General features: G+C 67.3%; 16 protein-coding genes. 14 read left to right on the top strand and 2 right to left on the bottom strand.

The annotated features are described in order from the left end of the window. Positions 1 to 12 precede the first annotated feature (12 nt). Positions 13 to 855 carry a hypothetical protein gene (locus ABZ942_RS14020; protein WP_357381696.1) on the top strand — a complete coding sequence of 281 codons (843 nt, stop codon included), beginning with the start codon at positions 13 to 15 and terminating at the stop codon, positions 853 to 855. Here the strand turns inward: ABZ942_RS14020 and ABZ942_RS14025 are convergent. Beyond that, entirely contained in the window at positions 832 to 1,815 is a 984-nt protein-coding gene (locus ABZ942_RS14025; RefSeq protein WP_357381910.1) for a helix-turn-helix domain-containing protein, read from the bottom strand. The genes ABZ942_RS14020 and ABZ942_RS14025 overlap by 24 nt on opposite strands. A gap of 225 nt (positions 1,816 to 2,040) precedes the next feature. Between ABZ942_RS14025 and ABZ942_RS14030 the strand changes: the two genes are divergently transcribed. Next, the gene (locus tag ABZ942_RS14030; protein ID WP_357381912.1) at positions 2,041 to 3,261 is read left to right on the top strand and encodes a cytochrome P450; all 1,221 of its coding nucleotides are present in this window, start codon (positions 2,041 to 2,043) and stop codon (positions 3,259 to 3,261) included. A 1-nt stretch (position 3,262) separates the two neighbouring features. On the opposite strand, the gene ABZ942_RS14035 is transcribed toward ABZ942_RS14030, so the two are convergent. Continuing rightward, the gene (locus tag ABZ942_RS14035) at positions 3,263 to 4,042 is read right to left on the bottom strand and encodes an AraC family transcriptional regulator (protein ID WP_357381698.1); all 780 of its coding nucleotides are present in this window, start codon (positions 4,040 to 4,042) and stop codon (positions 3,263 to 3,265) included. Positions 4,043 to 4,325: 283 nt separating this feature from the next. Between ABZ942_RS14035 and ABZ942_RS14040 the strand changes: the two genes are divergently transcribed. The 12 genes from ABZ942_RS14040 to ABZ942_RS14095 all read left to right on the top strand — a co-directional run bounded on the left by ABZ942_RS14040 (position 4,326) and on the right by ABZ942_RS14095 (position 20,514). Beyond that, positions 4,326 to 5,339, top strand: coding sequence for a ParB/RepB/Spo0J family partition protein (locus ABZ942_RS14040; RefSeq protein ID WP_357381700.1), 1,014 nt, complete (start codon positions 4,326 to 4,328; stop codon positions 5,337 to 5,339). 364 nt (positions 5,340 to 5,703) lie between these two features. Then, the gene (locus tag ABZ942_RS14045; RefSeq protein WP_357381702.1) at positions 5,704 to 6,978 is read left to right on the top strand and encodes a SidA/IucD/PvdA family monooxygenase; all 1,275 of its coding nucleotides are present in this window, start codon (positions 5,704 to 5,706) and stop codon (positions 6,976 to 6,978) included. Next, the gene (locus ABZ942_RS14050; RefSeq protein ID WP_357381704.1) at positions 6,975 to 8,054 is read left to right on the top strand and encodes an FAD-dependent oxidoreductase; all 1,080 of its coding nucleotides are present in this window, start codon (positions 6,975 to 6,977) and stop codon (positions 8,052 to 8,054) included. Before ABZ942_RS14045 ends, ABZ942_RS14050 begins: the two co-directional genes overlap by 4 nt. Continuing rightward, entirely contained in the window at positions 8,051 to 10,066 is a 2,016-nt protein-coding gene (locus ABZ942_RS14055; RefSeq protein ID WP_357381706.1) for a class I tRNA ligase family protein, read from the top strand. Before ABZ942_RS14050 ends, ABZ942_RS14055 begins: the two co-directional genes overlap by 4 nt. Continuing rightward, positions 10,066 to 11,553, top strand: coding sequence for an AMP-binding protein (locus ABZ942_RS14060; protein WP_357381708.1), 1,488 nt, complete (start codon positions 10,066 to 10,068; stop codon positions 11,551 to 11,553). Before ABZ942_RS14055 ends, ABZ942_RS14060 begins: the two co-directional genes overlap by 1 nt. Further along, on the top strand, positions 11,546 to 11,806 hold the full coding sequence (locus tag ABZ942_RS14065; RefSeq protein WP_357381710.1) for a hypothetical protein: 261 nt from the start codon (positions 11,546 to 11,548) through the stop codon (positions 11,804 to 11,806). Before ABZ942_RS14060 ends, ABZ942_RS14065 begins: the two co-directional genes overlap by 8 nt. A gap of 1 nt (position 11,807) precedes the next feature. Continuing rightward, on the top strand, positions 11,808 to 12,422 hold the full coding sequence (locus tag ABZ942_RS14070) for a GNAT family N-acetyltransferase (protein ID WP_357381712.1): 615 nt from the start codon (positions 11,808 to 11,810) through the stop codon (positions 12,420 to 12,422). Next, positions 12,419 to 13,453: a C45 family peptidase gene (locus tag ABZ942_RS14075; RefSeq protein ID WP_357381714.1), complete on the top strand. Its 1,035-nt coding sequence runs from the start codon at positions 12,419 to 12,421 to the stop codon at positions 13,451 to 13,453. Before ABZ942_RS14070 ends, ABZ942_RS14075 begins: the two co-directional genes overlap by 4 nt. An 8-nt stretch (positions 13,454 to 13,461) precedes the next feature. After that, entirely contained in the window at positions 13,462 to 14,640 is a 1,179-nt protein-coding gene (locus ABZ942_RS14080) for an acyl-CoA dehydrogenase family protein (RefSeq protein ID WP_357381716.1), read from the top strand. Beyond that, a complete protein-coding gene (locus ABZ942_RS14085; RefSeq protein ID WP_357381718.1) occupies positions 14,637 to 18,305 on the top strand; it encodes an acyltransferase domain-containing protein in 3,669 nt (1,222 codons plus the stop codon). The genes ABZ942_RS14080 and ABZ942_RS14085 overlap by 4 nt, the downstream gene beginning before the upstream one ends. Before the next feature lie 2 nt (positions 18,306 to 18,307). Beyond that, positions 18,308 to 19,312, top strand: a complete 1,005-nt coding sequence (locus tag ABZ942_RS14090; protein ID WP_357381720.1) for a diiron oxygenase — start codon at positions 18,308 to 18,310, stop codon at positions 19,310 to 19,312. Next, a complete protein-coding gene (locus tag ABZ942_RS14095; RefSeq protein WP_357381722.1) occupies positions 19,309 to 20,514 on the top strand; it encodes an MFS transporter in 1,206 nt (401 codons plus the stop codon). The genes ABZ942_RS14090 and ABZ942_RS14095 overlap by 4 nt, the downstream gene beginning before the upstream one ends. Positions 20,515 to 20,545: the final 31 nt, after the last annotated feature.

Here is a 20,545-nt window from a genome sequence, read left to right on the forward strand (position 1 = left end):
TAGAGTTTTTTCATGAATACCAGCAGTTACTCCGAGTTTCCGGCTCAGTGCGACATCCGAGCGCGGCAAGGCGATCTCGGCCGAGACGGCTCCGTGAGCACGATCGGAATGGCCCGCTGGCTGGAGGACGCGCGGATACGGCTGAAGATGCCGCAATTCGAGCGGTTCGTCGATGCCGGTGAGTTCGGTTCTCACCAGATCATTTTTGTCGGCCAAAGTGTCGAAAAGCTGGCACCCGCCTATCTCACCGACACTGACGCACAGGTGCACACCGGTATTCGTCGCATCGGGCGGTCATCGTTCACTTACCAACAGGCGGCCTTCGCAGGCGGCAAGCAGGTGGGCAGCGGTGCGGCCACGGTGCTGCATCTCGGTCCAGCGGGGCCGCTCGCGCTGCCGGACGAGTTGATCGCGGATCTCACCGAACTGTCCCTGCCGGATTCGAGCGAGACGGCAGCATCCCGCCCCGGCACCGAGCGCCAACAGCGGGACTATTACGCGTTTTTCGCTCCGCTGCGCGCGCGGATCGGCGACGTCGACGGCAATCAGCACGTCAATTACCTCGCCTTGGCCACCTGGTACGACGAGGCTGTCGCGGCGTTCACGGCCGCGGCGATCGGCGAGGGCGGGCTGGTGCCCGACCTGTCACCGTCGTCGTATCGAATCGACTACCTCGGCGAGGTCACCTATCCCGGTGACTACGAGATCGGTGTGCTCGTCCGCTCCTTCGACGCCGATTCTGTGCGCTATGAGCTCGGGATCTTCCGCGGCAGTAGCTGTTTGGGCATCGCGGACGCCAGCGGAGCGCGAGGTGTGCTGTCCGCCAGGTCGTTAGGCCCCGGTGGTCCCTGCTGAGCGGGCGTACTCGAAAGGCGTCTGGCCGTAGCGTTTTTTGAAGGAGCGGATGAAGTGGCTGCTGTCGGAGAACTGCCAGTGCGCGGCGAGTTCGGCGACGCTCGGCAGCGGGGACTGGGCGGTGAGTGCGCGCCGGGCCTCGTCCAGCCTGCGGTGGCGGATGTAGCTGGTCACCGACTCACCTACCTCGGTGAACGCTCGTTGCAGGGTGCGCACGGAGACGTTGAGTTCCCGCGCCAGCATCGCCGGCGACAGCTCGGGATCGGCGAGATGACGGTCCGCCAATACCTTCGCCGCTCGGCTGAGCGCGGGCCGGAGCTCGGATTCCGCAGCGTCGAACCTACCTGCCGCCACGGCTTTGGCCAGTTCGATCAGTGCCCCGTGGGCGGCTGTCACCCCGGCCGGGCCGAGATCGTTCACCGTCGCGTGAATCATGTTCGTATGCGCCAGCAGCAGGCGCATCTCGGCCGAGTCCGCCGCCGCGGTGATGCTCTGGTTTCTGAGCCGAGGCTCGAACGCGCCGGCAGGCAGCGTGATGATCTGCACTGTGGTGTGCGGCGCCGCCCCGAAGTGCAACGGCCGTCCGTGCCGCAGTAGGAACTGCCCGGCCGACAGCGTGTGTTCGGCGCGATCGAGTGCGCCACCCAACGTCCAGATACCGCGCCGCACCACATACATCCGTGCCTGATCGGCATAGCCGTACGGGGTGCCTGCCGTCCGGATGACAGACGCGCTGTCCAGATCGGTGATCGCCACATCGCACACCTTCGCCACCCGGCTCCTGACCCGGAAATCACCGGTCGTGGCCTGGCTGAAGGTCGGCAGCGGGAAGGCACCGCCGACCTGGGTCTGCCACCCGTGCCGGAAGGTATCGAAACCGCGCGAAACGGCGCCCGCGACGGTGGAGTCCAGTGAGAACCCGCCGTGCGAGTAGGCGACCTGCCCGCCAGTGCTCTCCATCACCTACCGATCCATTCCCTAGTCGCTGCTCCGAGCCTATTCTCTCGCCGGATATCGCCCGGTGTCGCGAATGTTCTATCCGGGCTGGCGCGGCAGTTCACTCGTGCGCGGTGCCGATATTCCTAATCTTCGAAGGTAACCCGATCAGCCGATCGTGGCATCCGCATGAGGACGAGGCAGCGTGTGAATCAGCAGAATTCCGGCCAGGTAGTGGTGGCCACGAACATGGACCACGAACCGATCGTGCTGGACACCACCGGTATCGACATCCAAGGCGAATCGGCACGGATCCGCCGCCGCGGGCCGATCACCCGGGTCGTGCTGCCCGGCGACGTCCCGGCGTGGTCGGTGACCGATGCCACCGTGCTGCGCCGTCTGCTGACCGACTCTCGGGTATCCAAGGACGCGCGCCGGCACTGGACGGCATTCAAGACGGGCGGGATCCCTGCGGAGTGGCCGCTGCGCTCGTGGGTGGGCGTCGACAATATGTTCACTGCCTACGGTCCCGAGCACCGGCGACTGCGAAAGCTGGTGTCCCCGGCGTTCACCCACCGCCGGACGATGACGCTGCGCCCACGGATCGAAGCGATCACCGTCGACCTGCTCGACCAGTTGGCAGCGATCCCGCCCGGCACGGTGGTCGATTTGCGCAAGCGGTTCGCCTACCCGGTGCCGATCCGCGTGATCAGCGAATTGTTAGGCGTCCCAGACCAGCTGGCCCCCGCGCTGCACGCCTGCGTCGACCGGTTCTTCGACACCGCGGACACCCGCAAAGACCCGCAGGCGAACTACCTCGAAATGTACGGGCTGGTCGGCGAACTCGTCGCCTACCGCAGAGCCGTCCCCGGCGACGACATCACCAGCCTGCTGACCGCCACCTACGACGAAGACGGCACCCGGTTGACCGAGAAGGAACTCGTCGACACCCTCATGCTGATCGTCAGCGCCGGGCACGAGACCACCGTGAACCTGCTCGACCAAGCGATTTTCGCGCTGCTGACCCGGCCGCGGCAGCGGGCCGACGTGCTCGCGGGACGGTCGAGCTGGGCCGACGTGGTGGAGGAGACCTTGCGCTACCAGGCGCCGCTCGCGCACCTGCCGCTGCGGTTCGCGGTCGAGGATCTCGACATCGATGGCATCCGCATTCCGAAGGGCGACGCGATCCTCGCCTCCTATGCTGCGGCGGGCCGCGATCCCCAGGTGCACGGGCCGACCGCCGACGAATTCGACGCGCACCGCAGCACCAAAGACCAGCACGTCTCCTTCGGGCACGGTGCCCACCATTGCCTCGGCGCGCCGCTGGCCCGGCTCGAGGCGCAGGTCGCGCTGCCTGCGCTGTTCACTCGCTTCCCGGAGCTCCGCCTGGCGGTCGACCCGGCCGAGTTGACGCCGGTGCGCAGCTTCATCTCCAACGGACATGCCCGACTACCGGTCTGCACCGCCTGAACTACGACAGGCTCGGCGACAGATAGGTGCCTGGCGTTCGGCCGGTCGATCGACGGAACGCGGCGACGAACGCGCTGGGCTTGTGGTAGCCGACGGCTCGCGCGGTGGCATTGACGGATCGGCCACTTGCCAGGTGCTCGGCGGCCGCCCGCATCCGGGCATGGGTTCGCCATTGCGCGAACGTCAGGCCGGTTTCGTTGACGAACAGCCGGGACAGGGTGCGCACTCCGGCGTGCACCTGGTGTGCCCAGAATGCCAGCTCACGGGTGTCGCTCGGGTCGGCGATGAGCTGCTCGGCAATCGCGCGCACGCGTGGATCCGTCGGCATGGACACGTCGATGGCGTTGACGGGGAGCGGCGTGAGGAGATCGAAGACCAGCGGCTCGGCGTGCACCCGGCTCGGGTCGTCCGGCGCGGCGTCGTGCAGGTGCAGCACGAGTTCGCGCAACAACAGGCCCACCGAGAGGCCGATCGGTTCGGACCAGCGGACCGGACAGAGGTCCGGCGCGAAATGCACGATGCAGAGCTCGCCTGCCCGTAAGGCCTTCTCCGCGTGCAAGATCCGCGGCGGCACCCAGAGGCCGTAGCCGGGCGGCACGAGCCAGTCGCGCGCCGGCGTACTCATCGTCACGGTCGCGGTGGCGGACCACAGCAGCATCGCGTCGTCATGCGAATGCCAGTCGATGGTTCTGCGAGCCGCCGTCCCGCTTCGATCGATGCTCAGGATCGGCGACCGAGTACCCGTGTCTGCGCGGTGCGAACCGCGGCTCAGCGCACTCATACACACCACTGTGGTGGATCTGCCCGCTCGCAACCACCGACAGAACGCCTTTTCATGCCAGAAACCCGCCAGTTCGTTCCGGCGCAACGTGAAACGAAGTCGCGAAACCGCTCGATGGGTCGCCCCGCGCCACGGCGCGATACCCCCCGATCGGGGGGAACCCGGCCAGCGGTGCCGCTGGTTACGCTGGGGTGGGAGTCGATCCCGGATTACGCGCGCCGTAGCCGTCTGTGCACTTGGCTGCGCGGCGTATCGGAGGTATACGGACCCGGGAGGGGAATCCATGACCAGTGGGGGCAATGCCGGTTCGTCCAGGGCAGGGAACCTATCCGTACCGAATTTTCCTGGCGCATCCTCGTATTGCTCAGAGATCGTCGAGTTGCCGATCAGCGAGCTACGGCCGTCGGATTCGCCACCACGCACGGCAGGCGAGAACACCGCGCACACCCGCCTGCTCGCCGAATCGACAACCGCACCTGCGCCCATCGTCGTCCGTCGCGCGACAATGCAGGTGGTCGACGGCTGGCATCGGCTGTGTGCGGCTCGGCTGCGCGGCGAAACGTCCATCGCGGCAGTATTTTTCGACGGCGGCAGCGAGGAAGCGTTCGTGCTGGCGGTCAAACTCAACACGGCGCATGGCCTGCCGCTGTCGCTGGCCGAGCGCAAGGCCGCCGCGTTACGTATTCTGATGTCATATCCGGACTGGTCGGATCGAGCGGTTGCCGCCATCGCCGGAGTCTCGCCCAAGACCGTCTCCGCGATCCGGAGGCGGTCGCCTGGGGAAATTCCACACGCGACCAGTCGGGTCGGTCGTAACGGCGTGCGGCATCAGTTCGGACCGCAGGGCCGGCAACGCGCCGCCGAGATGTTCACCGCCGATCCCACCGCGTCGGCCCGGAAAGTGGCTGTGGCGGCAGGTATTTCGGTCACCACGGCGAAGGATGTGCGCAAGCGACTGCACAGCGGCAGGAATCCGGTGCCGCTGCGCCGTTCGACGCCCGCGACCGCCGACAGGTCCGCTACGCCGCCGGTCCCGGCCGCGCAGCGGATGATCACCGCGGAGATGCTGCTCAAGCTGCGCAAGGACCCGTCGCTGCGCTTTTCCGAGACGGGGCGAAAACTGCTGCGGTGGTTGGAGTTTCCGTTCGATGACGACGTCGAGTTGGCCGATGTCATCGGCGACATCCCGAGTCACTGCGCCCCGCGCCTCGCCGAGCTCGCGCAGCGACGCTCGCGGGACATGCATCGGCTGGCACAACTACTCGACCAGCACACCCGCGGAGCGTTCTCCGCGTAACCGTAAGGCTACGCCTTCGCCGTCTCATCCCAAAGACCTACCGCGCCAACCGCTTCCCGCGATCTTGTCCGAGATCATCAGCGCCACAACGCAGCCCGACAAAAACTTTCACCGTTCTTGTGCACGTCTCCCCCACCCGCTACCGTTGATTTCGAGGATATTACCGCCGATTGCGAAGCGGTAAACAGGGCTCCAGCCGATCGACGGGGGTCTATTCATTGCAAGAAAAGCCGCCCAGGCGGGCGAGTATTGCGAATCAGCAACCGCCGATTCTCTCGGTATCCACCCCGAGGACCGACCGCGAGGGGCAGGAGGCGTAATGAGCCAGCGAGCGCTCACCGACAATTGTGAACATTACCGATGCGTGGGAATCGGTATCGGACCAGCAAATCTGAGCTTGGCGTCGCTGCTGTACGAACAGCCGGACGTCTCGAACCGGTTCTTCGAAAAGCGGCACGACTTTCGGTGGCACGACGGCCAGCTCCTGCCCAACACCTCGCTCCAGGTCTCGATGCTCAAGGACCTGGTCAGCCTCTCCGACCCGACGAACCGTTTCACCTTTCTGTCCTATCTCCATGCCAAGGGCCGGGTCTACCACTACCTCAATGCGCAATTCGATGCGGTGCCGCGCAGCGAGTTCCGAAACTACCTCGAATGGGTCAGCTCCCTGAACGAGAATCTCGTCTTCGGCGAAGAAGTGCGCTCGATCGAATTCGATGATGTATTCCGGTTACGCACCGGCAACCGCACCGTGACGGCCGACAACGTCGTGATCGGCGTCGGCCGAAAGCCTTATGTTCCACCGCTGGCCGAAAACCTGCTCGGACCGACCCAATTCCACATCAGCGAATTCGCCGACAAGGCAGTCGGACTCGCCGGACGACGAGTCTGGGTGATCGGTGGCGGCCAGTCCGGCGCGGAGGCCTTTCTCGAACTGATCTCCCGTCCGCGTGCCGAGCTGCCGCGCCGGGTCGGCTGGATATCCCGGCGCCGCAACTACTTTCCGTTGGACGACTCACCGTTCACGAACGACTACTACATGCCGGGCTACTCGGAGTACTTCTCCGCCCTGCCCGGCACCGCCCGCGACGCCATCAACTTCGCCCACGTGCTGACCAGCGACGGCATCTCCGAGGCCACGCTGCGCGAGATCTACCAGCGCATCTACCTGCACCGCTTCGTCGACGGCGCAACCGATCTGGTCGCCCTGTACCCGAACCGCGAGGTGCTGCGGGTGACCGGCGATCCCGGCTCGGGCTGGGATATCACCTTCACGCACAACGACCAGCCCGGCGTGGATGAGCACGCCGAGGCGGATGTGATCGTCTGGGCGACCGGTTTCCACGGCGACAGCATGGAGTTCCTGTCCCCGGTGGCGGACCGCCTCGAGCGGGACCACGATGAATACAAAATCGACTCGGATTTCGCCGTCTGCTGGGACGGCCCGGCCGATCGAAACATCTTCCTGCAGAACGGCGCACGACGACAACGCGGTCTGGCCGACACCAATTTGAGCCTCGTCGCCTGGCGCAGCAAACGGATCGCCGATCGCCTGCGCGGCATCCGCTCCGACGATCCGCACGATTCATTCCTCGAATGGTCGGCCAAGGCTCCCGACGATCGGAGCATGGAGCGATGACGAATCGCACCGTCGCCGTGGTCGGCGGCGGAATCATCGGTTGTCTTATTGCGCGCGAGGTGATTTCCCGATTTCCGGATACCCCCGTCGTGGTGTTCGACCGGGACGGGATCGGCACCGGAGCGAGCAGGCGCTCTGCGGGACTGCACTTTCCGCGCGGCGCATCCGACCGGGTGCGGCAGATGACCGCGTACAGCCAGGACTACTACGAAGATCTGGTGGCGAAACATCCTGCCCTGCCGATTCATTCGCTCGGCATGACTGTGGTGGCAACCCACACCGCGACGAGCCTCGGCGAGGTCTATCTCGACCGTGCTGCGCTGACACCAACGGACGCGGTGCCGGGCGGTCTGGTCCAGATGCCGCGCGAGGCCAGAGTCTGGCGCGGCCAGGGCTGCCACTACGCCGACGTAGCCACGCTGGCTCAGGCGATAGCCCACGAGCTGCGCCGACACGTCGCCCTCCGGGAAGGCGTGCGCGTCAACGCAATCGAGGACGCAGGGTCCGAGGTGCTGCTCCGGCTCAGCACCGGAGAGACGTACCCGGCTGGACGGGTGGTGCTGGCCCCTGGACCGTGGCTGACCGACCGAGCCTGGAGCGACCTGGTCGCCCCGCTGAATGCGCGAGTCAAGAAGGTGGTCGCGCTCCATATCGAACAGGAGCCGGGGCCCGATGACGGCGTCGTCGTGTTCCATGACGAGGACGCCTTCCTGCTACCGCTGCGGCACCGCGGGCACTGGCTGTTCAGCTACACCCACGACGAGTGGGACGTCGACCCCGACACTGTGCCCGACGGGCTCGACGAAAACATTCTCGAAGCGGCATTGCCACTACTGCAACGGTATTCGCCCCCGCTGGCCGAGCACGCCGTGGGCGGCCGGGTGTTCTGCGACGCCTACAGCGTCGATCGGCAGCCGCAGGTGCGGGCGCTCGACCCGGCCGGGCGGGTGATCTTCGCAGGCGCCGCGAACGGTTCGGGTTACCGGCTGGCCCCGGCGATCGCGGCCGAGGCCGTCGGCCTGCTGCAGCTGGACGAGGAGACAAGTCAGCCACCGAAGGAGATGAGTCCCGCGTGATCGTCAATCGCTTCGACACCGCCGAACTGCACGCAGCGTTCGGCATCGACATGAGTTCGATCGATGGATTCGGCTTCGGCGCCGGCTGGGCCCGGGTGGCTCCCGGCGGACAGTCCGATCCGCACCAGCACGACGAGACGGAGGTGTTCCTGGTCGTCAGCGGCCACGGCGACGTCGTCGTGGACGGCGCGCGCCATCCTGTCGGCCCCGGCATGGTCGTGCTGTTCGATCCGTTCGAGACTCATGTCGTCGAGAACACCGGGCCGACCGAGCTAGTGTTCTTCGATCTGTACTGGCGTGATCCGGGCCGGGCCGCCAGGGCGGCCGTCGGACGCAGCGACCGGCGGCGCTTCGGCGAGCGACCGATCTTCGTCTTCTCCACGCCGCCCACGCCGAACGGCGACCTGCATCTCGGGCACCTGTCCGGTCCGTATCTGGGTGCGGATGTTTTCGTCCGGTTCCAGCGGATGAACGGCGCCCAGGCGTGGCACCTCACCGGCAGCGACGACTACCAGAGTTACGTGGTCGATCGGGCTCGGCGCGAGGGCAAGGAGCCCGCCGCGACGGCGGCGCACTACAGCGCCGAGATCGCCGAAACGCTGCGGCTGATGGACATCGAACCCGACCAGTACACGGCGACCGACGCGGATCCCGACTACCGGACCGGATTGCAGGAGTACTTCTCTCGCGTCGTGGCTTCGGGATCCGTTGCACCCCAAGAGGGTCCGGCGCTGTTCGACGGCACGACGAACGACTACCTGTACGAGGTCGACGTGTCGGGCGGCTGCCCCGGCTGCGGCGCCGCGACCGGTGGCAATATCTGCGAGGGCTGCGGCGAGCCCAATTCCTGTGTCGACCTGACCGATCCGCGATCGAACCGGTCGCAGGCGACCCCGCGGATCGACACGATCACCCGGTTCACCCTGCCGTTGCACGAGTTCGCCGCCGAACTCGCGGCGCACCATCGCCTCGGCCGCGTTCCGGCGCGGCTGCGCGAGCTGGCCGGGCGATTGTTCGCCCGCCCTCGACTCGACGTGGCGATCACCCATCCGGCGGCGTGGGGTGTGCCGCCCGCCGAAACCGGCGCGGACGGACAGGTCATCTGGGTCTGGCCGGAGATGTCCTACGGTTTCCTGCACGGCATTTCGGCGCTGGGGCGTCGCCTCGGCCGGGACTGGCGCGCGGACCAGCCCGAGCAGGACTGGAAGATCGTGCATTTCTTCGGCTACGACAACAGCTTCTACCACTCGATCCTGTATCCCACGCTCTACCGGCTGGCCTTCCCCGACTGGCAACCGGATATCGACTACCACGTCAACGAGTTCTATCTCCTCGACGGTGCCAAATTCTCCACCAGCCGACGGCATGCCGTGTGGGGCAAGGAAATCCTCTCGCCGGACAGCGTCGACGGCGTGCGGTACTTCCTGTCCCGGACGCGACCGGAATCACGGTGTACCAACTTCACTCGCGAAGGCTATGCGGCCGCCGTGCGCCAGGAATTGATCGGCACCTGGCAGCAATGGCTCAACGATCTGGGACACCGCATCCAGACTCGCTACGGGGGCCATGCGCCGGACGCGGGCGTCTGGACGCCGGAGCACACGGCGTTTCTCGGCCGCCTCGGCACCCGGCTGTCCGCCGTGACCGCCGCCCTCGGTCCGGATGCGTTCTCCGTCGAGGCCGCGGCCGCGGAACTGCACGGAATCGTCACCGACACAGTTCGTTTCGCCGATCGGGAAAGCGTGGTGGCGACGGTCGATGGCTGGCACGACGAGGCCAGGACCGCCGTCGCGTTGGAACTCGCCGCGGCGCGGTTGCTCGCCCACTGCGCCAGTCCGATGCTGCCACGGTTCGCCGGGCGGCTCGGCGAAGCGCTCGGCGGGTCGCGCCCGAGCGAATGGCCACACATCGTGCAACTCGTGCCCGCGGGAACCCGGATCGATCTGGTGCAGGAATTCTTCGCCGCACCATCGGTCGCGGCAGCGGAGCCGGTAGGTGTGGGGAGCGTGTGATGGATTCGGTGATCAACCAGATCGTCACGACGCCGCCCCCGCCCGGCTACTACGCGACCTTCGCACGGCTGGGCACGACGGAGACGATCGAACTGCGTGAGTTGTTCACGCGGGCTGAACGTTTGGCGGTTCGGCTGCGTGAATTGGGCGTGGCGCCAGGCGATCGCATCGGGATCCTCGCGGCGAACTGTCTGGAGTGGGTGCTGCTGGATCTCGCCGCGCTGCGGTGCAAGGCGGTGACCGCCGGGCTGGAACCCGGCAAATTCGAGCCGGACGCGGCGCTGCTCGCGCGCTACGACCTGACGCTGCTGTTCACCGATCAGCCGTCCAGCGCCGCCGGTGTCCGGCCGATCAGCGAGGTTCGCGCCCTCGCCGAACAACCCGCAGACCCACTTCCCGCGGTGCGGTACGACAGCGCAGAGGCGACCACCCTCAAGTTCACCTCGGGCAGCACCGGTGTGCCGAAAGGACTTGCGGCAAGCGTCGGCAGCATTGACAGCTCGCTGCGCGCCGTCCAGGCAATGTTCGCGCACGGCCCCGGCGATCACCTGTTCGTCTTTCTGCCGCTGGCCCTGTTGCAGCAGCGGTACTGGATCTATTCGGCGCTGTGCTTCGGCCACGATGTCACGGTCAGCACCTATGAAGCGGCCTTCACCGCGCTGCGGCAGGTGCGGCCTACCGTCGTGATGGGGGTGCCGGGTTTCTACGAGACCGTGAAACAGCATCTGGCGGCACAGGCCGATCCGCAGGTCGCGGCCAAAGAGTTGTTCGGCGACCGAATCCGCTACCTGTGGACCGGATCCGCACCGGCGGGCGCCGACATGCTGGGTTTCTTCACCCGCCTCGGCGTGCCCATCTACGAGGGCTACGGCATGAACGAGACCTGCATCGTCGCCAAGAACCATCCCGGCGCCAGCAAGGAGGGCAGTGTCGGGCGTGTTGTGCCCGGTAAGGAGGTGCTGTTCGACGCCGACGGAGTCATCAGTGTCCGCAGCGAGCACCCGGTGGCGCGGCGATACGAATACGGTGCGACCGCGCATTCGATGGGCGTGTTCGCCGCGGATGGCACGGTCCGGACCGGCGACATCGGCTACCTCGACGACGACGGCTTTCTCTATATCCGTGGTCGCGCCGATGACGTGATCGTGTTGGCGAACGGGAAGAAGGTCATCGTCCGGCCGATCGAGGAACGGATGGCGGCCAGTGCCGCGATCGAGCACTGCGTGGTGTTCTGCCCGACGCAGACCCAGCTCGTCGCCGTCGTCTCCCCGGCGGCCGAACCCGCCGACGAGGCGGCCATCGCCGAGCACCTCGCGCACACCAATGCGGCGCTGGAGCGCGACGAACGCATCGGCAGGGTGGTGATCGCCCGACCTCGGTTCAGCATCGACAACGGACTGCTCAGCTCGCAGTACAAACCGAAACGCAGCCAGATTCTCGAACAGTATCGACGGGAAATCGGTGAGAAAGGAAGAACCCATGCCTGATGTGGAAAAGGCTGTGCACGACAACTTCCGGAAGGTGATCGCGTCGAACAACGCGCAGGGTGGGCTCGATCCGGACCTCGACATGGTCGAGGACTACGGGCTCACCTCACTGAACAAGGTCCTCTTCCTGACCGCGGTCTGCGACGACACGGGTATCTCGCTGGCGAACTTCACCGAGGAGGACGTGGCCGCACTGCACACCCTGCGCGACGTGACCGCCGCACTGTGCCGGCACGCGGAAAGCGCGGTCTGACATGGGATGGATTGAACTGGCGCCCGCACGGCTGGAGAACGACCACCTCTTGCTCCGGCCGATCGAACCGACCGACCGGGCGGCCCTGTGCGAGATCGCGCTGGACCCCGACATCTGGCGATACTTCGTCTCGCTGGTGCAGTCCGAGGCCGACTTCGACGCGTTCTTCGATGCGGGGCTGGCGGATCAGCGGGCCGGGCGCCGGGTGGTCTTCTACATCATGGACAAGGCCAGCGGCCGGGCCGCGGGCAGCATGAGCTATGGGAACATGGCCGAGCGCGACGGCAGGCTCGAGATCGGCTGGTCCTGGCTCGGCCGCGACTTCCGCGGCCGCGGGCTCAATCGGTGGGCGAAATATCTGCTGCTGGAACACGCCTTCGAACGGCTCGGCGCGGAGCGGGTGGAGTTCAAGACCGACGTGCTCAACGAGCAGGCGCGGCGTGGTCTGCGCAATATCGGGGCGGTCGAGGAGGGGGTGCTGCGCAGTTTCAATCCGATGCCCGGCGGCCGTCGCCGGGACGCCATTTTCTACAGCGTGCTGCGTGGCGAATGGGCCGGCGTCAAAAGCAAACTGGCGGCCTATCCGAAGGTGCAATTGGCGGGCGCCGTCGAATGAACGCGGTCCTGCGGACTCCGTTCCTGCGAGTCGAGGGTGATTCCTTCGCCCTCGGCTATCAGCACGGCCAGGCCAGGGCCGCCGACCTGAGGGATTTCCTGGACGACGGGTTGTGCCGGTTGAACCGGATCCTGCCCGAGCCGGTGTCGCTGAACGAGTTACGGCCGACAATCGACGCCTACCTGGCCGAGATAAGCGCTGCGACACCGGATCTGGCCGAGGAGATTCGCGGTCTCGCCGCCGGGGCGGACATCGATCCGCGCGAGGCCGTGCTGCTGCAGATACGCCGCGAAATCCTTGGCTACCAAAAGATTCCGACCGCCGGGGACTGCACCACCTTCGCGCTGGCCGGCCCTGCCCCGGTGCTGGCGCAGACCGTGGATCTCAACGGCGATCTCGACGATCAGATCAGTGTGCTGGAGATCGTGCGGGCCGGGACGTCCCGGCGCACACTGGTGCTCAGTTTCGGCGGCTTGCTCGGTTACCTCGGCCTCAACAGCGACGGCCTCGCGGTGGGATTGAATCTCGTGCTCGGCGGGCAGTGGCGGCCGGGTGTGCCGCCCTACCTGGCTATCCGGCATCTACTCGACAACGCGGGCTCCGTGGACGAAGCAGTGGGCATATTGCGGAAGCTGCCGCTGGCGAGTTCCCGCAATATCGTGCTGTGCGACCGGGACACCGCCGCCTACGTCGAGGTGCTCGACCGGGATGTCCGGCTCGAGTACGGCCGAAATGTTTTGCACACCAACCATTTCCTGCATCCCAGCTTCGCTCCGCTGGACGAGATCAACGTGTTCGCCCGCAATTCCTCGGTCCGCAGGCTGGAAGTGTGCCGGACCAGGCTCGCCACCGTGGGCACCGACCCGGAGGACCTTTTCGCCGTACTGTCCGCGCCGCCTATCAACGTCTTGGACAACGGCGACATCCGCCGCGAACACACGGTGGCTGCCGTCGTCTTGTGTCCCGATCGGCTGCACCTGCGGCCTGGTGATCCCGCGACGCACCCCACCGAAATCTTCACGCTGTCCTAGGAGCAACGATGAGCTTCGATGCGGGCATCCTCGCCCTCCCGTTCTATGAGCCGCGACATGTAGAGCGCGCGCGGCAGATCGAGAGTTGGTGCGCGGAACACACTGAGCTGTGGGATGACTCGGGCACCGACCCGGATGCGACCGGGCTACGGATTCTTCGAGCGCTCGGCGAGCACGGCTGGTTGGCCGCGCTGGATCCCGCTGTGGGACCGGAAGGCGTGGCGGCCGGCGACTGCCGTTCCCTGTGCCTGCTGCGCGAGGCACTGGCCTACGCCGACGATCTCGCCGATTTCGCGTTCTCGATTCAAGCGCTGGCCGCGACGCCGATAGTGCGCCACGGCAACGAAGAACAGCAGCGGCGGTATCTCGCGCCGATGGCGAAAGGCACGCTGTGCGGCGCGTTCGCCATCTCCGAACCGGAGGTGGGCTCGGATGTCGCGGCGATCGGGCTGCGGGCCGATCGGGTCGCCGACGGTTATGTGCTGAACGGCGCCAAGGCGTGGATCGCGAATGCCGGTATCGCGGACCTGTTCTGTGTCATCGCGCGGACCGGCGAGGGGCCGGGCGCCCTGGGCTTGACGGCGTTCCTGGTGCCCGCGCGCACGCCGGGATTGACCGTGGGACAACGGGTTCCGCTGATCGCGCCGCGGTCCTTCGCCGATCTCGAGTTCGCGGACTGCCACCTGCCGCCCGACAGCGTGCTCGGCAGGCCGGGCGGCGGTTTCGTGGTTGCGATGGAGGTGCTCGAACGGTTTCGGATGACCGTGGGCGCGGCGGCGCTCGGGTTCGCGCGCCGGGCCACCGACACTGCGCTGACCCACGCGAAGAGCCGAAAGATGTACGGCGCCAGACAGTTCGATCTGCAGCTGGTGAAGGCGACCTTCGCCGAGATCGAGGTCGAACTGAACGCCGCGGCGTTGCTGGTGGCCCGCGCCGCCTGGGTGGCCGACCACGGGGATCCGGCCGCGGCGAAACACTCCAGCATCGCCAAGCTGTATGCCACCGAGCGGGCGCAGCACATCGTGGATTCCTGCGTTCAGGTCTTCGGGGCTGCGGGGTTGGTCGCCGACAGCGTGCCGGAGCGGCTGTATCGCCAGATTCGGTCGCTGCGGATCTATGAGGGCAGTTCCGAGGTGCAAAAGATGATCATCGCGGGCTCGCTCGGCGGCCGAGGGCGGGCGAAATGAGTGCCTTACTAGCTCGGCCGCCCCGGCGCTCGGCCCGCATGCGGCTGTTCTGCTTTCCGCATTCCGGCGGCGGCGCATCGGTTTTCCGTGGCTGGCCACAGGAGTTACCGGGCTGGGTGGACGTGCTGCCGGTGCTGCTGCCAGGTCGGGAAGAACGCGCGGACGAGCCGCCACCGGCCGACCTGGACGAATTGGCCGACGCCATCGCCGACACCCTCCGTCCGCATCTCGACGCGCCCTACGCGTTGTTCGGGCACAGCCTGGGCGGCCTACTGGCCTACCAGGTGGCGCTGCGGCTGGACCGGGCGCCGGTGGCGCTGCTGGTCGCGGGCCTGGCCGCGCCACACCGGCTCGCGCCGGAACCGATGCACGAGCTGTCCGACGACGATCTGCTCGATCGAATCTTCGAAATGGGCGGAACCCCGGTCGAATTGCGCGATGAGCGGGATCTGCTGCACTCGGCCCTGCCTGCGCTGCGCGCGGACGTGACGATGTTCTGCACCTACCGGCATCGGCCTGCCGCACCGGCGGCGTGCCCGATCGTGGTGTTCAGCGGCCGCGACGACACCCTTGCGGCACCAGGCGACGCCGCCGAGTGGGGCGAACTCACCGAAAAGACCGTGCGCACGCGCGAATTGCCCGGCGGTCACTTCTTCGTCCGGACCCATCGCCGCGAGCTGACCCAGATGATCACGGCCGAGTTGCGCCGCTGCCTACCGCCGATCGAGCGGCCACGTACCTCGGCCCCGGAGCCGGTCCGGCGCGGGCGCATCGAACCGGTGGCCGTCGTCGGCATCGGCTGCCGACTGCCGGGTGCCGATGGGCCAGAGGCACTGTGGCGGTTGCTCGTCGACGGCGTTGATGCGGTGACCGAGGTGCCTGAGCAGCGCTGCGACCACCCGGCCGTGTTCGGCCGGCTGCCCGCGGTACCGTCCGACTTTCGCCGCTTCGGCGGATTCCTGGACGACGTCGAGGGTTTCGACGCGGCCTTCTTCGGCATCTCGCCCCGGGAGGCGGATCGGATGGATCCGCAGCAGCGGTTGCTGCTGGAGGTGACCTGGGAGGCACTGGAAGACGCCGGGATCGCGCCCACCGCGCTGGCGGGCACCCGCACCGGGGTGTTCGTCGGTCAAATGGGCCGGGACTACTGGGAATTGCAGGCTCGGCAGAGTTCGCTCGATCTGCACGCACTGACCGGGGGCGGGCTGTCGTCGTTCCTGTCCGGCCGGATCTCGTTCGCGCTCGACCTGCGCGGCCCGAGCGTCTCGGTCGACACGGCGTGCTCGTCGTCGCTGACCGCGGTCCATCTGGCCTGGCAGAGCCTGCAACTCGGCGACTCGGATCTGGCGCTGGCCGCCGGGGCGAATCTGGTGCTGCTGCCCGAACTGGCCGCCATCTACGAGCAGGTCGGGCTGATGTCGCGGCGGGGCCGCTGCCGGTTCGGCGACGCGACCGGCGACGGCTTCGTCCGTTCCGAAGGCGTCGGCGTGGTGGTGCTCAAACCGCTGGCGCAGGCTCGCGCCGACGGCAATCGCGTGTACGCGGTGATCGCGGGTAGCGCGAGCAACAACGACGGCAGCGGCGGCGGTTCCCTGGTCGCTCCCTCTCAGGAGGCACAGGAGCGGCTGCTGCGCGACGCGCTGGACCGGGCCGGGGTCGATCCCGCCGCGGTGGATTATGTGGAAGCCCATGGCACCGGCACGAATACGGGTGACGCCATCGAGCTGCGGGCACTGTCCCGAGTATTCGCTGGAACACACCCCGAGGGGCGGCCGTGCCTGGTCGGCTCGGTGAAGACCAATATCGGCCACCCCGAGGGCGCGGCAGGCATCTCGGGCCTCATCAAAACGGTGCTGAGCGTGCATCATCGGCTGATTCCGGGGAATCCGCTGCTGACCGAGCCGCATCCGGTCCTGCTCGAGCCGGGTACACCGCTGCGCGTACCTACCGAACCTACTGAGTGGCCCGAGGATTCGCCGCCGGTAGCCGGTGTGACGTCCTTCGGCCTGTCCGGCACCAACGTGCACGTCGTGCTCACCGCTGCTCCCGCGGATGCGGCACCGGACGACGATACGCAGCCGCTGGTGCTGCCGCTTTCGGCGCGTGATCCCGTTGCGGTACAGGCGCTTACGGCTGCCTACGCCGATCGGCTGGACGGCGCGGACCCGGTCACCGCGCGGCAGGTGTGCGCTGTAGCGGCGCGTGGTCGGGCGCACCACGAATGGCGTTCGGCGGTAGCCGCGTTCGACGGCGACGGACTGGCCGCCGCGTTACGCGACCGACTGCCCGACGAGCTCACCCAGCAGCCCATCGGCGGAATCCGCGTCGCGTTCGTCTTTCCCGGACATGGCAGCCAGTGGGTCGGCATGGGGCGCGAGCTACTGAACACCTCGGCCGCATTCCGGGACGCGATCGAAAACTGTGACGCGGCAATCCGATCCGCGGCAGGCTGGTCGCTGCTGAAGGTGCTTGCCGACGACGACGGGACGGAGCTGGCGAAGACCGCGGTGATCCAACCGGCCGTGTGGGCCGTGCAGGTGGCGTTGGCACAACACTTGAGTTCGTGGGGAATTCGCCCCGATGTCGTCATCGGTCACAGTTTCGGTGAGGTGGCCGCGGCCACGGTCGCCGAGGCGATCGATCTCCCCGCCGCAGCCGAGCTCATCTGTCGCCGTGGCGAACTCACCGCGCAGGCGGACGGGCTCGGCGGAATGCTCGCCGTGACCATACCGGCCGAGGAGGCGGCGGCGGCCGCCGCGCGCTACGGCGACCGGATCGTGGTGGCCGCGCGCAACAGCCCACGCCTGACCGTGCTGTCCGGCGAAACCGACGCGCTGGACGAGTTACTCGACGAGTTGCGCGGCGCCGGGGTGCGCGGCGGGCGGGTGCGGATCAACTTCGCCTCGCACAGCCGGTTCATGGATCCACTGCAACCCCAGCTGATCGCCGCGCTCACCGGACTGCGGGCCGAGCCGGCGGCCGTGCCGTTCCGGTCCACGGTTACCGGCGAGCGCATGGCCGGCCCGGATCTCGATTGCGAGTATTGGGCCGACAACCTGCGGTCCGCTGTTCGATTCGCCGACGCGATCGCCGCCGAAAATGCCGTGGGTCCAACGGTTTTCCTGGAGATCGCGCCGCATTCGGTGCTGGTACAGGCCATCGAGCAATGCCTCGCCGACAGTGCCGACGGTACTGCGGTAGCGGGGCTGCGCCGGGACACGTCCGACGCCGCCCGCCTCGGGGAGATCGTCGCCCGCCTCTATACCGCCGGTGTCGATCCGGATTGGACCGCGATATACCCGGCGCTTCCCATGCCGGACGAGATGCCCACCTACCCGTGGCAGCGTCAACGTACCTGGTTCACGCCTGCCGAATCGGCGTCGGTAGACCTGCCGGTCCGCGCCGAACCTGTTCCGCCGCCGGAGGTCCCGGCCGATGGCGGCCTGCTGGACACCCTGACCGCCGAACTCGGTGCGGTACTCGGCCTTCCCCCGCAACGGATTCCGCGTCGGCGCCCGCTGCGCGACGTCGGTTGTGACTCACTGGCCGCCGTCGAGATCCGGGCCCGGCTCGAGCGGCGGTGGGGAACCGCGATCTCATCGAGCGCGGTGCTCGCGGCGAGCGTCGAAGACCTCGCCGAGGCGATCACCACTATGGAGGGATAGCCATGACTCTTCCGCAATATCCCGGAGACGGTCCCGTCGTGCCGTCGCTGCCGGAGCACGACCCCGACGACCCGGTCGAAAACGCGGTGATCAGCAGGCTCACCGCGAATTGGCATCGCCGCGCGATGGTGAAGCGGCCGGAGCCCGACCTGGACGAGCTGTTCGAACCCGCCCGTCCCGACTATCCCGAAGGTCTCATCCCGTTCCGGGACCACCCGACCTACCAGGCCATGGACCCAGACCTCAGAGCGCGGCTGCTCGGCTGGGGCTGGGTGGCCTTCAACAAGCACATCATGGACACCGAGCAACACGTGGTGAACCCGACCTTCGCGCTGATCATCGAGGACACCTACGACACCGGCCTGGAGATGGAAACGCTCACCACCGCCATGACCCAGGCGATGACCGACGAGCAGTACCACACCCTCATGCACCTCAATGCCAGTTCGGTGATGCGGCGCCGGCGCGGCTGGCGGATGCCCGAGACGGCACTTCCGCTCGGGCACAAGGCCGCTCGGCTCCGGCAGCGCATGACCAACAGCGCGCAACGCTGGCAGCGCGACCTCAGCGCGCTCGCCTTCACCACGGTCGCCGAGATCTCGATCAACTCCTACCTCGATCTGATCGCCGAGGACAACGAGATCCAGCCGATCAACAAGGTCACCGCGACCATGCACAACCGCGACGAGTACTGTCACTCCTCGATCGCCGACGAGGTCGCCAAGGCCGTGTACCACCGGCTCGGTCCGGCGGAACGCGCCCTGTTCCGGGAGGCGATGGTCGACGGGCTGGAAGCGTTCGCCGCGAACAACTTTCCCACCTGGCATCGCATCGTCGATCTGGTCGGCGTCGATGGCGGGCACGAGATGCTGCGTGAGGTAGAGCACGACCGGTCGACGAAACGGTTGCTGTCCAACTTCAGTGGGCTGCACAAGTTCTGCAGCGAGCTGGACATACTCGAGGAGCTCACGTTCGATTGGACAACGGTGACGATCGAGGGCCCGTGAGGGCTGACACCACGGCGCTCGCGCCGAAATCCGCCGTGGCGGTGCCGATCTGGCTGGTGGCCGTCGGCGTCTCGCTGGTCGCGCTGAACCTGCGGCCGCCCATCACGGCGATCTCGACGCTGATGCCGCAGGTGCAGCAGCAGGAGGGGTTCAACAGCACCGTCGCCAGCCTGCTGGTGGCGGTGCCGATCGCATGCTGGGTGGGCTTCTCCGGCTCGACGCCGCGCATCGGGCGCAAACTCGGGCTCAACCGCACGATCGGCTACGCGCTGCTGGTGTTGTTGGCGGGCTTCGGCATTCGGCTGCTGCCCGGCGTGCCCGCGCTGTTCGCGGGGACCGCGATCATCGGTCTCGCCATCACCATCGGCAACGTCCTGGTACCTGCCGCGATCAAGCGCGATCACCCCGCGCACGTCGGGCTGCTGACCGGGCTCTACACCATGTCGCTGTACACCGGGGCGGCCGCAGCCTCCGGAATCACGCTGCCGCTGCAGGACGCCACCGGCTTCGGCTGGCGCGCGACACTGGGCCTGTGGGCCGTCCCCGTCGTCATCGCGTGGTTCGCCTGGCTGCCCCAGCTGCGCGTCCGCAGCGACGCAGGCACCGGCCCGGCGGCCGAGGCCACGCCGCGCAGCCTGTGGCTGCAGCCGCTGGCCTGGGCGGTGACCATCTTCTTCGCCATGCCCGCGCTGCTGTTCTACACCGTTTCCGCCTGGCTACCAACGCTTCTCGTGGACGCGGGCATGAACGCCTCATTGGCAGGCGGCATGCTCTCGGTAGCCAACCTGGTCGCAGTCCCCTCGGCGCTGGCCATGTCCATCCTGGTGAACCGGAGCGAACGGCAGGTCCGGGCCGCGATATCGACCGGCGCCGTGTTGGTGATTGCCTTTGTCGGACTGCTGATTTCGCCGACCAGCGCGACGATCGGATGGATGATCCTGCTCGGTGCCGGACTCGGTGCGGGCACGGCGATCGGCTATTCGCTACCCATCCTCCGGTCCCACGACGCACAGACAACCGCGAAACTGACTGCAATGAGCCAAACCGCCGGATTCGCCCTCTGCGCAGTCGGTCCGGTGTTGGCCGGTGCACTCCACGACCTCACCCACGCCTGGACCGCCGTACTGGTTCTGCTGGTCGCGCTGTCCGTCGTCCAGATCGTGTCAGGCGCGCGAGCCGGAACCCCACGCTTCGTATCCTGAACCGACCCCGTGGCAGCACCTCGCCCCCCTG

This window comes from Nocardia sp. NPDC046473 (genome assembly GCF_040645995.1).
Lineage (GTDB): Bacteria > Actinomycetota > Actinomycetes > Mycobacteriales > Mycobacteriaceae > Nocardia.